The 14,445-nt window shown below is 56.0% G+C and carries 14 protein-coding genes; 11 read left to right on the forward strand and 3 right to left on the reverse strand.

From position 1 onward, the window contains the following. Positions 1–4: 4 nt before the first annotated feature. From alaS to GXP58_06870, 6 genes are all read left to right on the forward strand, one after another. Complete coding sequence (gene alaS / locus GXP58_06845) at positions 5–2,659, forward strand: alanine--tRNA ligase (protein ID NOY53325.1); 2,655 nt, start codon at positions 5–7, stop codon at positions 2,657–2,659. Positions 2,660–2,748: 89 nt separating this feature from the next. Next, a complete protein-coding gene (locus GXP58_06850) occupies positions 2,749–3,069 on the forward strand; it encodes a hypothetical protein (GenBank protein ID NOY53326.1) in 321 nt (106 codons plus the stop codon). 341 nt (positions 3,070–3,410) lie between these two features. Continuing rightward, positions 3,411–3,836 carry a Holliday junction resolvase RuvX gene (ruvX, locus tag GXP58_06855; GenBank protein ID NOY53327.1) on the forward strand — a complete coding sequence of 142 codons (426 nt, stop codon included), beginning with the start codon at positions 3,411–3,413 and terminating at the stop codon, positions 3,834–3,836. Continuing rightward, positions 3,829–4,830 (forward strand): endolytic transglycosylase MltG, encoded by a 1,002-nt coding sequence (mltG, locus tag GXP58_06860; protein ID NOY53328.1) that lies wholly within the window; start codon positions 3,829–3,831, stop codon positions 4,828–4,830. The genes ruvX and mltG overlap by 8 nt, the downstream gene beginning before the upstream one ends. A gap of 99 nt (positions 4,831–4,929) precedes the next feature. Further along, positions 4,930–5,490, forward strand: coding sequence for an orotate phosphoribosyltransferase (gene pyrE / locus GXP58_06865; GenBank protein NOY53329.1), 561 nt, complete (start codon positions 4,930–4,932; stop codon positions 5,488–5,490). Between the two features lie 67 nt (positions 5,491–5,557). Next, entirely contained in the window at positions 5,558–6,238 is a 681-nt protein-coding gene (locus tag GXP58_06870) for a tetratricopeptide repeat protein (protein ID NOY53330.1), read from the forward strand. 71 nt (positions 6,239–6,309) lie between these two features. On the opposite strand, the gene GXP58_06875 is transcribed toward GXP58_06870, so the two are convergent. Further along, positions 6,310–6,489 (reverse strand): hypothetical protein, encoded by a 180-nt coding sequence (locus tag GXP58_06875; protein ID NOY53331.1) that lies wholly within the window; start codon positions 6,487–6,489, stop codon positions 6,310–6,312. A gap of 114 nt (positions 6,490–6,603) precedes the next feature. After that, a complete protein-coding gene (locus GXP58_06880) occupies positions 6,604–7,785 on the reverse strand; it encodes a hypothetical protein (GenBank protein ID NOY53332.1) in 1,182 nt (393 codons plus the stop codon). Positions 7,786–7,938: 153 nt separating this feature from the next. On the opposite strand from GXP58_06880, the gene GXP58_06885 reads away from it, so the two are divergent. The 5 genes from GXP58_06885 to GXP58_06905 all read left to right on the forward strand — a co-directional run bounded on the left by GXP58_06885 (position 7,939) and on the right by GXP58_06905 (position 13,906). After that, the gene (locus GXP58_06885; GenBank protein ID NOY53333.1) at positions 7,939–8,754 is read left to right on the forward strand and encodes an MBL fold metallo-hydrolase; all 816 of its coding nucleotides are present in this window, start codon (positions 7,939–7,941) and stop codon (positions 8,752–8,754) included. A 91-nt stretch (positions 8,755–8,845) separates the two neighbouring features. After that, complete coding sequence (amrB, locus tag GXP58_06890; GenBank protein NOY53334.1) at positions 8,846–9,655, forward strand: AmmeMemoRadiSam system protein B; 810 nt, start codon at positions 8,846–8,848, stop codon at positions 9,653–9,655. Between the two features lie 124 nt (positions 9,656–9,779). Beyond that, positions 9,780–10,568, forward strand: coding sequence for an MBL fold metallo-hydrolase (locus tag GXP58_06895; protein NOY53335.1), 789 nt, complete (start codon positions 9,780–9,782; stop codon positions 10,566–10,568). 70 nt (positions 10,569–10,638) lie between these two features. Then, positions 10,639–12,642, forward strand: a complete 2,004-nt coding sequence (ligA, locus tag GXP58_06900; GenBank protein ID NOY53336.1) for an NAD-dependent DNA ligase LigA — start codon at positions 10,639–10,641, stop codon at positions 12,640–12,642. A gap of 10 nt (positions 12,643–12,652) precedes the next feature. Continuing rightward, positions 12,653–13,906: a M48 family metallopeptidase gene (locus tag GXP58_06905; GenBank protein NOY53337.1), complete on the forward strand. Its 1,254-nt coding sequence runs from the start codon at positions 12,653–12,655 to the stop codon at positions 13,904–13,906. Positions 13,907–13,950: 44 nt separating this feature from the next. Here the strand turns inward: GXP58_06905 and GXP58_06910 are convergent, their stop codons facing one another. Beyond that, a complete protein-coding gene (locus tag GXP58_06910) occupies positions 13,951–14,286 on the reverse strand; it encodes a 4a-hydroxytetrahydrobiopterin dehydratase (protein NOY53338.1) in 336 nt (111 codons plus the stop codon). Between the last annotated feature and the right edge of the window lie 159 nt (positions 14,287–14,445).

A 14,445-nucleotide genomic window follows, 5' to 3' on the forward strand; every position in this document is an offset into this window, starting at 1 on the left:
AAAAATGAAGGGTTCGGAAATTCGCAGCCTTTTTTTGGATTATTTTGAGAAAAAAGGCCACAAAATTCTCTCCAGCTCTTCCCTGATCCCCCGGGATGACCCGACCCTTCTCTTTACCAATGCGGGGATGGTCCAGTTTAAAGATATCTTTACGGGGGAGAAAAAGCGGACGGTTCCGACGGCGGCCACGTCGCAGAAGTGCATGCGGGCCGGCGGCAAACATAACGACCTGGAGAATGTGGGACGTACGGCCCGTCACCAGACCTTCTTCGAAATGCTGGGCAACTTCTCTTTCGGCGACTATTTCAAGGAGGAGGCGATTCCCCTGGCCTGGAAATTTCTGACCGGGGAGCTTTCTCTTCCCACCGAACGTCTCTGGGTCAGCGTCTATCACGAAGATGAAGAGGCTTTCCGGATCTGGAAAGAGAAGATGCACGTTCCGGAGGAGCGGATCCTCCGCCTGGGAGAGAAGGACAACTTCTGGGCCATGGGTGACATCGGTCCCTGCGGCCCCTGTTCCGAAATTCACATCGATCAGGGAGAGGGAATCGGCTGCGGCCGGTCCGGATGCAATGTGGAATGTGACTGCGACCGCTTCCTGGAAATCTGGAACCTTGTCTTCATGCAGTATTCACGCGACGCTGCGGGCCAACTTACTCCCTTGCCGAAGCCGAGTATCGACACCGGCATGGGCTTGGAACGCATCACAGCCGTGGTGCAGGGGGTGACCTCCAATTACGATACCGATCTTTTCTCGGGGATCATTGAGGCGATCTGCTCGATTGCCGGGGTCCGGTACGGTACAGGACAGGACTCCGATACATCCATCCGGGTGATTGCCGATCATATCCGGGCATTGACTTTCCTCATTGCCGACGGCGTTCTTCCGAGCAATGAAGGGCGGGGCTACGTGCTCAGGCGGGTCTTGCGAAGAGCGGCCCGGCACGGTAAACTCTTGAACGTGGAAGGTCCTTTTCTCTACAGGCTCTCTGCAACGGTCGTCGATGAGATGCGGGGGGGCTATCCGGAACTGGTCCCGGCCCGGGAGCATGTGGCGGCCGTCATCCTGAATGAGGAGGAACGTTTTCTCCATACCCTGGATCAGGGGCTGGCCCTCCTCAACGAAGAGATCGACAAACTGGCGCGGTCGGGGGAAACGATCCTGGCGGGAGAGGAGGTTTTTAAACTCTATGATACCTATGGTTTTCCGCTTGATCTGACCCGGGACATCCTTGGGGAGAAAGGGCTTTCCCTCGACGAAACCGGATTTCATAAGGCGATGAACCGGCAACGGGAGCGGGCACGGTCCTCCTGGAAAGGGGGCGGTGAAAAAGGGGTTGACCCTCTTTTCAAGGGATTGTCCGAAAAGTTCTCCACCTCTTTTGTAGGCTATGAGCGGATCGAGGCTGTAGCTACAGTGGTTGCCCTCATTCAGGAGGGCAAGGTTGTCGAGGCGGTCTCGAAAGGGGAGGAGGCCCTGGCGGTCCTCGATGTGACTCCCTTTTATGCGGAATCGGGCGGTCAGGTCGGAGATCAGGGACGGATCGAGTGGGAAGGAGGGAGTGCCGTCGTTCATGAGACCCGCCGGCCTGCCGGGGAGATGATTGTTCATGCCGTCCGGGTGGAAGAAGGGAAGCTGCAGACGAGGCAGGCGGTTACCGCGAAAGTGGATTCCGAGGTCCGTCGGAAGACGGCGGACAACCATACGGCCACCCATATTCTCCAGGCTGTTTTGCGCCGGGTGTTGGGAGATCATGTGAAACAGGCCGGGTCGCTGGTTGCGCCCGACCGGCTCCGGTTTGATTTTACACACTTCACGCAGGTGGGGCCCCGTGAACTGGAACGGATCGAACAACTGGCCAACGAATGGATTCGGCGGGACGCCCCTGTTCAAAAAGAGGTCAAGCCGCTGAACGAGGCGTTAGACGAAGGGGTCACGGCTCTCTTCGGGGAGAAGTATGGCGATGAGGTCCGAGTGATCTCGATCCCGGGTCTTTCAAAGGAACTCTGCGGCGGAACGCATATCGATCGGACGGGTGAAATCGGTCTTTTCAAGATTGTTCATGAGGGAGGGATCGCAGCCGGGGTCCGCAGGATTGAGGCGGTCACGGCGGACAGCGCCTACCGGTCCTTCAAATCCTCTGAATCGGAACTTCTGAGTCTTGCGGAGATGGTTCGGGGCGCGCCGGGAGAGATTGTCTCTAAGGTGGAAAAAATCCTCCGGGATCGAAAGGCTCTGACTGCCGAAGTGGCTGCCCTGAAGCGGGAGCTTGCCGCAGCGAAAGGGGGCGATCTTGACGAAGATGTGCAGGAAGTGGAGGGGATCCGGATTCTCTCCCGGCGAATGGACCGACTGTCCATCGAGGAGCTGCGTGACTTTGCAGACCAGGCAAGGGACAAGATCGGATCGGGTGTGATTGTGGCCGGGTCCGCCAACGATGGAAAGGTCGCCCTCGTGGCGATGGTCAGCCGCGATCTGACCGGCAAGGTTCATGCCGGGAATCTGATTCGGGAAGTGGCGAAGGTGACCGGCGGAGGCGGAGGCGGAAGGCCGGACATGGCACAGGCCGGCGGAAAAGACCCCTCCCGGTTGGATGAAGCTCTGTCGATGGTAGCGGACCTGGTTCGTCAACAGGTGGGACCGGCCGGTTCCGGTTAACGGTCCCGTCGGCAGGTCGGCTGAAACGGTTTTCGCTGTTTGAACTGTTCGAACGGTTGAAGCGGATTCATATTTAAGGAGGGACGATCATGTTTGAGCCGATGAAAAAAGCGCTTTTGGTTGGACTGGGGATTCAGGAGAAGATGAAAGAGTATGTGGACGACCTGGTCCGAAAGGGGGAAGTCAGCAAGGAGCAGAGCGGTTCTCTGTTCAAGGATCTGATGGGGTCCGCGGAAAAGAATCTTGAAGGATTGGAAAAGAGCTGGCGGGAAATTATCCAGTCGACCATGGAGCGGATGAACCTCCCTACCCGCACGGATATGGAAAATCTGGAAAAGAAGGTGAATGCACTCAGCCGTCGTCTGGCCAAGCTCGACAAAGAGGGGAAAGAAGAAGAGGAAGAAAAGTGATAAGGTCGTAAAAAGTCGTTTTTCGGATTTCGTTCATGGTTCGACAGGCTCACCACGAACGGTTCATTAAACTTTCCGAGCATGTGGTTCGGCAAGCCGACCACGAACGGTTCATTAAACTTTCCGAGCATGTGGTTCGGCAAGCTCATCATGCTCGGAAGCTTGCCGAACCACACGAACGGAATATCAATAACTTACACCGTTCGCCCTGAGCACGGCTCTCCTGAGTATGTCGAAGGGCCTGTCCTGAGCCGGCCGAAGGGTCGAAGGGCTTTGCGAGTTTTTACGAGACCATCAAAAGTAAGTCCTTGATTTTCCTCTGTACCTGTGGAAGGAGTTTGATGAGAGCGATCGGTCTTGATTTCGGTGAGAAGAGTATCGGTGTCTCCGTGAGCGATCCTCTGGGAATGATCGCCCAGGGTTTGAAGACGATTCGTCGCAAGAGCTGGCATGCCGATCTGGAGGAACTCCGTGCGATCATCGACGAATACGAAGCCGACCGTCTGATAGTCGGCCTGCCCAGGAATATGGACGGAAGCTTCGGGCCTTCCGCCGAGAAGGTACAGCTCTTTATGAAAAAGTTGAAGATTTTCAACCTTCCCATTGAGCCGGTGGATGAGCGCTTAACGACCGTCATGGCGGAACGGGCATTGCTGGAAGGAGACGTGAGCCGTAAGAGAAGGAAACAGGTGATCGATCAGGTGGCGGCGGCTCTCATCCTTCAGGGTTACCTGGATCGGCTCAGCCGGGAGCGGAAGGGTGATTAGAAGCCGGCTTCCTTTCCTGATCTTTTTTGTCCTGAGCGGGATCACTCTATCGGCGGTTTACTTCTATTCTCTTCTCTACGTTCCGCAGCAGGAGTCAGCCAAACCGGTTATTGTGGAGATTCCGTTCGGTATGTCGGTGCAGGCGGCCGCTCTTCGCCTTCGTGATCTGGGATTGATCCACTCCGCTGTCGCCTTCAGGGTTCTGACCCGTCTGACCGCTTCCGAAGGAATGATCCGAGCCGGGGAGTATCCTCTGTCGGCGGAGATGTCGCCGCGGGAAATTCTCCGGCAATTGCGCCGGGGGGCGGTGATCCTCCATCGGGTGACAATCCCGGAAGGGTTGAGAGGCGAGGATGTGGCACGGATCGTTGCGGCGAAATTCCCCCTTTCCCGGAAGCGTCTCGTGGCACTTCAGTCCGATCCCAAATTCATTGCCTCCCTTGGCGTTCAGGCTCCAACCCTTGAGGGATATCTTCTGCCCGAGACCTATTCCTTTCCGAAGAACGTGACGGAGAAAGAAGTGTTGCGCAAGATGGTTTCCGATATGCAGGCATTCTTCGATGCGAAAAAACGTCAACGGGCGGAGCAGCTTGGTCTGTCCTTTCATCAGGTTCTGACCCTGGCATCGATCATCGAGAAAGAGGCCGCCCGGGAGGATGAAAAGCCCCGGATCGCCTCCGTTTACTACAATCGGTTAAAAAAAGGAATGCGTCTTCAAAGCGATCCCACCGTGATCTACGGGATCAAGAACTTCGACGGGAACCTCCGCCGGCGGGACCTGAAGGCGGATACTCCTTACAATACCTACACACGGTACGGTCTTCCCCCCACGCCGATCGCGAACCCAGGCAAAAGCTCTATCATGGCCGTCCTTTATCCGGAGGTCTCCCCCTATCTCTATTTCGTTTCCCGGAACGACGGAACGCACGCCTTTTCCGTAACATTGGCGGAGCATAATCGGGCTGTGAACCGTTATCAGCGAAGACGGCGATGAATCTTTTCTTGACAGAGCCCCTTCTTTTCTATAGAAACGACCCTCAATGAGAAGCCAACCTGCAATAAAAAGGGAACCGTGATGACCGATAGCCCGGAAGTGTTGAAGCGCCGATTGATAGAGATCATTCTGGAACGTTCCTTTCAGTTCAATGAGGAGCCGACCTTCCGGCTTGTTTCGGGAAAGAAGAGCCGATACTATTTCAACTGCAAGGCGACGACCCTCCACCCGGAAGGAATGGTTCTGATCGGGCGGATCGGGTTTGAACGGATTCGGGAGCTTGTCCCCCGGGGAGTCGGCGGACTGACCCTTGGCGCCGACCCTTTGGCCTATGCCGTGAGTTTTCATTCGGCTCTGGCCGGGGCGCCGATCGAGACCTTCATCGTTCGGAAGGAGGCGAAGAAGCACGGCCTCATGCGGAAGATCGAGGGGAACGTCCGGAAGGGGGACCGCGTCGTCGTGGTGGATGATGTCGTCACGACGGGGGGGTCGACCCTGCAGGCCGTTGAGGCTGCACAGTCGGCGGGATTCGATGTCGTCCGGATCCTCACCCTTGTTGACCGCCAGGAAGGGGGGCGGGAGAATATCGAAAAGACCGGGATACCCTTTGAAGCGATCCTGACCCGGGATGAGGTGATGGAGGTGTATCGCGGCCGATAACGGTTGCAAGAAAAGTCCGCCTAATGCACTTATCAGATTTTGAGCTCATTCGTTTTGCCACAGCCAAATGTCCAAAATTTTCCTCTTTTATATCCTTACGGTTCTGACCCGGAGCCCCCTGCTGGCGCTTCTCGTCATTGTGGCGCTCTATTTCTTTCTCGACCGGCGTTTTGTGGGGCTGCTCCCTGATTTCTCCGCCCTCTTCCGAACGCGCCGGGAGATTGCCCGGCTGAAACAGGAGGTGATGCTCAATCCCCATAATGCGGAGGCCTTGAGTGATCTGGGGCGATACCTTGTGCAAACAGGGAAAGACCGTGAGGGGGTGTCGTTTCTTGAACGGGCGTTGCCCCGGATGGGAGAGATCAGCGAGACACGTTTCTATCTCGGTCTGGGTTACCTCCACCTCGGACAGATGGAAAAAGCGGAAGAGCATTTACGGGCCGTACTGCAAATCGACCCTCGTTACGGCTATGGGGAGGCATGGTTGCGAATGGGAGACCTCAAGGTTCTGGAAAAGGATCTTGCCGGGGCGCTTGAGTCCTATCAGGCTTTTGTCGGGATTCACACATCAAGCTCGGAAGGGTTCTATAAGATGGGGGAGGTCTGTCAACGGCTGGACGATCGCGAGAAAGCAAAAGAATACTATTCAAAATCGATGAACGCCATGCGGGGTTCCCCGCCTCACAAGAAACGGATCGACCGTCCCTGGTTCTGGAAAGCAAGGATGAAGCTTATGCAGGGAATATGATTGATGGGAGATCGAACCCAAAACGCCCCTTCTCAATCAGCCCGAGCAAACGTCCCACCTTCAGAAAGTACTCAGGCGGCCATTCTTTCCAGTTTTCCCACGATGGTCTTGAGGGTTTCCTTCTTTCCCTTGAGGATGTCCCGGAAATCCTTCTGATCGGTGTCGGCGATCTCCATCCGAAGGTCAGCGATTTCCCGCCGCAGGAAATCTTGCAGGATCCTTCCCTCATCGGGAGTCAGTTCAAATCTCATTTCTTCACCTCCTTTCCATGATCTTCTTCTACTTGAATTCATAGCACTGAATCTCTTTTTTGTCCACGAGGGATCGAAAATAAAGACAAGATAAGGAGTCAAAATAACCGGATCCTATTCGACCGGATCGGAGATGAGCAGCAGGACTCCGGCATGGTTATGGAAGTTGTTGATTCCCTTGATGGGGGCGAATTCGCCATCGGAGGAGAATCCGATCAGGGGGATTTCGCCGAAATGTTTCCGGATGATTTCGATATCGATATTTTTTGAGGAGTAAAAACGGCCTCCCCGTTGGCGGCTGTTGATATAGAGTCCGAAACGGGGCGGGTTGGTCAGCAGCCGGTCTGCAAGAGAGGCCGCCATCTCCTCGAGGTCTTCCCGGGCCCTTTCCGGGTCCCCGGCAACGAAGGAGAGGGGGCGTCCTTCCATGATCTCTTCCGTGGTGATAATGGCGCCTTTTACGGGATCGGTATCGGTGATGGAGCGGACCGTATAGTTTCCCGCCGCAAGTTCCGTGTCGGCGGGATCGGCGGGGAGGCCGATCATGAACTCCTGCGGTCTCTTCCGCCCGGTCCGGGGGTGCTGAAGAATCTGGAAGAGATGTTCCAGGGCCGGACGGCCCCGGAGTTCCTCGATCCGGTTTCCTTCGGAGCGGGTGACGATGAGGGGTCCGCTCACGGGATGGCAGGCCTGCGTGATGCCGATCGTCGGCGTGAACTCACCGGTCAGGTAGATCCCCGCCAGGGTGTGTGTGGAAGCCTCTCCGTTATAAAATTGGAAGGACTCCCTCGATGGGGTGTCGGACGAGGGAGAACCGCCGATGATTGCCGCAGAAACAAGTTCCTCTTCAATGCATTGGATCAGGGCGGGGAGATGGTGAGATGCATGATCGGGGAAGAGGGCCAGCATTTCATCTCTTCGTTTGAATTCCCGGACAAGTTCTCCGATGGCGTGGCATGCCGTTGTCTCACCGATCGTCGATTCATGAAAAAGAAAGGGATAACCGAAGAGGGTGTCTGAATGGATGGCCATGACGGCAACCCCGGGACCGTTTTCGATCTCTCCTTCCCCGGTCAGGATTCCTGTTGCGCTGCAACCGCTGATATGTCCGGCGCCGGTGATCTCGGAGATCTTCTCCAGGATTTCGGGATAAGAGCCGGCATGGTGTGGAGTGACGAAAAGCAGTGCAAAATCGGCACGAATCATTCCGCTCTCGGTTATGGCCTTCCGTGCCGATTCCTGCGCCGCCTCAAGGGAATCCGCCTGAATGGAACTGCCCACACCGACTTCGATCATGGATTACCTTTCCTTTTGAATTTCGAAGATTACAACATGTTTTGGGGTGTCTGTCAAATTCGATTTATCGATTGGACACGACTGGGTGCCCCCCCTGCAAGTTGACTTTCGGCAGGCTTCCGTGGTTCAATGGCGTCCATGAAAAAAGAGATCATGATCGGAAAATTTCGGTGCTTTCTCTTAGATGGTGGTTCTCTCCGGGTGGATGGCGGGGCGATGTTCGGTGTGGTGCCCCGCATGCTCTGGGAAAAGAAGGTTGGAACAATCCGGGAAAACTGCGTCGAACTGCAGATGAATTCCCTCCTGGTCCTCGGACCGCAGCATCGTATCCTCATTGATCCGGGAATCGGATTGAGAGAAGCGAAACGGTTTGGCCGGGAATATCATGCCCGGTGCGGAGAGAACTTGACGGATCAGCTCCGGCGGCTTGGGGTAACGCCGGAAGAGATTGATATCGTCATCAACTCCCATTTGCACTGGGACCATTCGGGTGCGAATCTTGCCCTCACCCCTGATGGTTCAGTCGTTCCCGTTTTTCCCAGGGCCGTCCATTTTGTACAGCAGGGAGAATGGGAGGCGGCACTGCATCCGAATGAGTTGACGAAAGAAGGATACCTGTTGCAAAATGAGACGGCTCTGATTCGTACCGGGCAGTTGGAACTGCTTCATGGTGAAACGGAGATCGTTCCGGGAGTTTCCGTCATCATGACACCGGGTCACACTCTTTTTCATCAATCGGTTTCTATCCGGTCGGAGGGAGAGACGCTCTTCTATCCGGGGGACCTCATCCCCACTGTGGCCCATCTTCCCCGGACCTTTATCTCGGCATTCGATCTTGAACCGCTACGGACCTTTGAAACGAAGAAAATATTGCTGCAACAGGCCCGTCGGGAGGAATGGACCCTTGCCTTCTGCCACGGCACGGAGGAGGCTTCCTTCTACAGACCCCGTGCAGGAAAGCGTGCTTGATCGGCAAGTCTGTTTTTGGCGCTATTCCTGTTGTCAGCGGGTGGGATCTGTGTTAATTTTATGCGATGATTTCGAACGGAAGGAGGGGAGGATGATCCGCAGACCGGCCGTGGCGGGGACCTTTTATGATGCCGATCCCCGGCGTCTCGAATCGACGATCCGGGGTTTCCTCCAGCCCGGATCGTTCCGGAAAACAATCGGTGTGATCGCTCCTCATGCGGGCTATCTCTATTCCGGCGCGGTGGCGGGTGCCGTTTACTCCCGGGTGGAACCTCCTGATTCCTGTATCATCCTCAGCCCGAATCATACCGGCCTGGGGGCGGAGGCCGCCGTCATGAGGGAAGGGGAGTGGGAAACCCCTTTGGGGACGATGGCGATCGATGCCGAACGGGCCTCCTCCCTCCTTGAAAAGGGGCGGCCCTTTCAGGAAGACGATACCGCCCATCGCAATGAACATTCCATCGAGGTTCAACTCCCGTTTCTGCAGGTCCTGGGGGTGAAGCGTTTTGTCCCCATCACCTTGATGGGGGTCCCCTTTGATGCCTGCGAGGAGATGGGGAAGGGCCTGGCGGAGGTGGTGCGGGAAAGCGATCGGTCGGTGCTGCTGATCGCCAGTTCGGACATGACCCACTATGAGAGCCGGGTGGCGGCGGAGGTGAAGGACCGGACGGCCCTGGAGCGGATTGAGGCACTTGATCCGGCGGGGCTCTATGAAGTTGTCCTGCAAAAGAGGATCACCATGTGCGGTTTCATCCCGGTGACGATCATGCTGATCGCCGCCAAGGCGCTGGGAGCCAAGAAAGCTGAGACCGTACGGTATGCCACCTCCGGTGATGTCACCGGCGATTATGATCAGGTGGTGGGGTACGCGGGGGTGATTGTCTATTCGGGGGATGTCTGAACGGAATATAATCAAAAGCATTCACCGCAAAGACGCAAAGACGCGGAGGACGCGGAGAAGGGAAGAAGGTAAGAAAGGGCACAAAGGCACAGAGTAAAGGCAAAGTCAAAAGGAAAGGAGCAATGTGCGATTCTGCGTTCTAGCCAGCGGAAGTACAGGCAATGCCGTCTATTTTGAATCGGGAAAGACGAAACTTCTCGTCGACTGCGGTCTCAGCGGCAGGGAGGTGACAAAACGGATGACTTTGCGGGGGGTGGATCCCGCCCGGCTTGACGGAATCCTCGTCACCCATGAACATCACGATCATATCCACGGTGTGGGTGTTCTCTCCCGGAGATACGATCTGCCCGTCTATATCCATCCGAAGACCCTTGCCGCATCGAGGGGGCGGATGGGGTGGCTGCCCCATCCGATCTCTTTTGAAACGGGAAGTGCCTTCCGGACCGGTACATTTTCCGTGACGCCCTTCCCCATCCCGCATGACGCGGCGTGTCCCGTGGGATTTACCTTTTCCGCCCGGGGGAAGAAAGTAGGGTTGGCCACGGACATGGGGTTTGTTCCGGACCCGGTGGCCGCCCGGCTGAAAAACGTTCAGGCTCTGATCCTTGAATCGAACCACGATCTGAAGATGTTGCAGGAAGGTCCGTATGACCGGTCCCTGAAAGAGCGGGTCATGAGCCGTCTGGGACACCTGTCGAATGTTGAGGCCGGAGAACTTCTGGGGCAACTCCTTCACCGGGGCCTGGAAAATGTAATCCTGGCTCATATCAGCAAGGTCAACAACGATCCAAAACTCGCCTACCGGACGGCCGAAACAGTGATCCGGCAGTCCGGCGCGTCGACGATCCTGGGAGCCGTTCCCCAGGGTGAGGTGGGGGACTGGGTTGAAGTCCAACATGCCTTCCGCAAATAGAGGGAAATGCCCCTCCTTTTGATCAACGCAGCGGATGGACTTTCTGTGAAGACATCCGTCTCTTTTAGCTATGAAAAAAGAAGATGCACAAGGAAAGGCCGATCATCTCCGCCGGGAGATTGCCCGGCACGACCGCCTCTACTACATTGAAAACCGGCCCGAGATCTCCGATTCCGAATACGACCAGCTCCTGCAAGAGTTGATTGATCTTGAAAGGGCCTTCCCGGACCTCATTACATCCGATTCCCCCACACAGCGGGTCGGCGGGGCGCCTGTCGAAGGGTTCCAGACCGTTCGGCATACTCTGCCGATGATGAGCCTCGGGAATACCTATTCCCGTGAGGAGTTGCGGGAATTTGCGGAACGGACGAAACGCTTTCTGAAAGGCGTGCCCCCGGCCTTTGTGGCGGAACTCAAGATCGACGGTTTGGCAATTTCCCTCCGCTATGAAGGGGGGCGCTTCGTCCGGGGGGTGACCCGGGGCGACGGAACCCGGGGGGATGATGTGACGTCGAATCTCAAGACCCTCCGGAGTATTCCGCTTTCAATCGATCTGTCCGACCGGGCGATCGAGGTCCGGGGGGAGGTCTATATGACCCGATCCGGTTTTACGCGGCTGAATGAAGAGAGGGGCCGGAGGGGGGAGGAGCCCTTTGCCAATCCCCGGAACGCAGCGGCGGGATCGCTGAAACTTCTCGATCCGAAGATTACCGCAACCCGGCCGTTGGATATCTTTCTCTACGATCTTTTAGAGGAGAAATGCCCGGTCCGTTTTCACCATGAAAAACTGGTCCGTCTCCGGAAGTTGGGTTTTCGGGTCAATCCGGACTATCGGTGTTGTCCCGACCTTGAGGCCGTCAACCGCTTCTGCGATGAGTGGACGGAGAAACGGGAGGATCTCGATTTCGACATCGACGGTGTCGTCGTCAAGGTCGATTCCCTCGAACAGCAGCAGATCCTGGGAACTACGGCAAAGAGTCCCCGATGGGCCATTGCCTTCAAGTTTCCTGCAAGGCAGGCTACGACGGTGATCGAAAAGATCGATCTCCAGGTGGGGCGGACGGGGACGGTGACTCCTGTCGCCCGGCTGCGCCCCGTGAAACTGGCCGGCTCGACGATTCAGCGTGCGACCCTGCATAATGAAGATGAAATCCGGCGCAAGGATCTCCGCATCGGTGATACGGTCCTCATTGAGAAGGGGGGCGATATCATCCCCAAGATAGTGAAGGTGGTGGAGAGTCGTCGGACCGGCGGGGAGGTCCCCTTTACCATGCCCGGAGAATGCCCCGTCTGCGGGGAGAGGATTGAACGGCCGGACGCGGAAGTGGCCTGGCGATGTGTCAACCCCTTCTGCCCGGCCCAGTTGCAACGGACGGTGGAGCACTTTGTCGCCCGGGGTGCCATGGATATCGAGGGGCTGGGGACGGCATTAGTCGAGCAGTTGGTTGCCCGCAGGATGGTCCGGGATTATGCCGATCTCTATGCACTGGACCGGGAGGCATTGGCCGGTCTGGAGCGGATGGGAGAGAAGTCTGCAGAGAATATCCTCCGGGGAATTGTGGAGAGCAGAGGTCGTCCTCTCTCCCGTCTGATCTTTGCCCTGGGAATCCGTTATGTCGGGAGCAGGACGGCGGAGATCCTTGCGCACCGTTATTCCGATCTGGATCGGTTGGCGAAGGCGACGACCGAGGAGTTGGAGAGTATCGATGAGATCGGTCCCCGGATTGCCGAAAGTATCCATGCCTTCTTCCGGGCGGAACGGAACCTTAAAGTGATCGAGAAACTGAAAGAGGCCGGCGTCCAAACCCGGGAGGAGAGGATCGAAGAGAAGGGGGAGCGTCCCCTGGAAGGCAAACGTTTTGTTTTTACAGGCGCTCTTTCGTTCCCGCGCCGTGAAGCGGAAGATCGGGTCAAAAAATTAGGAGCAAAGTCCTCCTCTTCCGTCAGCGCCGGGACCGACTATGTGGTCTACGGCGGGGCGCCGGGATCGAAGTATCGAAAGGCGCAGGAGCTGGGGGTGACGTGCCTGACGGAAGAGGCGTTCCTGGAACTCCTCAAGGAGAAAGGGGGATGAACCGCAAACGATGTTGATGCTTCTTTTTTTTCTTTATCTGCTCATTATCGGGATCGGCTACGGCCTCAAGTGGTTGAACCTGAAGCATCTCGAGGCCCACGGCGCCGAGGTTCCGCCGGAGTTTGAAGGCCGGATTGATGAAGAGCTGCTTCGAAAGACCCGGGATTACACCGTGGAAAACAGCCGATTTGGATTCATCGAGTCGTCCATCAGCCATCTTGTAACTCTCCTCTTTCTTTTCGGCGGATTCCTTTCCCTCTATAACCGGTTGATCCTCCGGTTGAGCGACTCCTTCATTCTGTCCGGGATTTTTTTCTTCCTCCTGCTGACCTATGCCTCGACCCTCCTTTCCCTTCCCTTTGATCTTTATTCCACTTTCCGGATTGAGAAGAAGTACGGTTTTAATACACAGACCCTGAAACTCTGGGTTGCCGACCAGTTGAAATCCCTGTTTCTTTCCACGATTCTTCTGGGCATCATTGTCGGCGTGGGGCTCCGTCTGGTATCGGCGAGCCCGGAGCAATGGTGGCTCTGGGTCTGGGGATCTTTTTTCCTCTTCGGGATCGTCATGATGTATCTTTCCCCCTATGTGATCGAGCCGCTCTTCAACAAGTATACTCCCCTTGACGATCCCGGTCTGGAAGAGAAAATCCGGGTGCTCATGGAACGGGTCGGGATACGGGTCAGCCGTATCTTCAAGATGGATGCCTCGAAGCGGAGCAGACATACCAACGCTTACTTCACCGGGATCGGGCGGGTCAAGCGGATTGTCCTCTTTGATACACTTCTGGAGAAGTTAACGGAACCGGAGATTATCGCCGTCCTGGCCCATGAGGCCGGTCACTGGAAGAAAAAGCACCTTTTAAAAGGGATTGTTCTCTCTCAGACACTGACCTTTGCCGGTGCCTATTTTGCATGGCGGTTTACCCGGACCGACCTGCTCACGAATCTCTTCGGGATTGAACCGACCTCCTTCTTCGCGAAGCTTGTGATTCTCGGGTTTTTCTACAGTATCGTCTCTTTCCCGCTCACCCCCTTGATGAGTATGCTGACCCGGCATTATGAGCGGGAGGCCGACGACTTTGCCTGTGAGACCAGCGGAGACCGGGAGAGCCTTGCCTCCTCTCTAATCAAGCTTGCCCGGGACAATCTTTCGAACCTTCATCCCCATCCATGGTATGCCGCCTTCTACTATTCCCATCCTCCCGTGGTGGAGCGGGTGCGAAAGATCCGGAAGACAAGCTCAAAGACGAAACGCAATTAACCACGGAATGCTCGGGGGAAAATGTGGAAAAATGGTTGCCATCATCATCGGGGAAGTTGATCCGCCTTGGCCGCAAGGATGAAATCACTCTCCGTGAGTCCGTCGATCTTGTGTGTCCGGATCACGAGTTTCACCCGGCCCCAGGCAAGATGGATCTCGGGATGATGTCCCTGGGACTCGGCCAGTTCCCCTACCCGATTGGTAAAGGCCAGTGCCTCCCGGAAGTTCCCGAACTTGTATTCCTTCGTCAGTTTTTTCCCCTCAGCGACTTCCCAGCTATTTCCGAGATTTTCCAGCAGATCCGCCAATTCTTTTTCTGCCAGAGGGGGTACGTCTCCCTTGCAGGGGATACATTCCTTCGATGCGAGATTACATTGCATGAGTTTTCTCCTTTCATGAATTGTTCCGAAAGTACCAGACCTGTCCTTGGGTGTCAATTTGCGAAAGACCCAAATCCAGCGATAGAAAAGTTCGGAGCGTTTGTCGAAAAAGCTCGTTTTAAACAGTAACCGTTGACGGGGGTCGGCACAAATCCGGAC

It is taken from the genome of Deltaproteobacteria bacterium (assembly GCA_013151235.1).
Classification (GTDB): domain Bacteria; phylum CG2-30-53-67; class CG2-30-53-67; order CG2-30-53-67; family CG2-30-53-67; genus JAADIO01.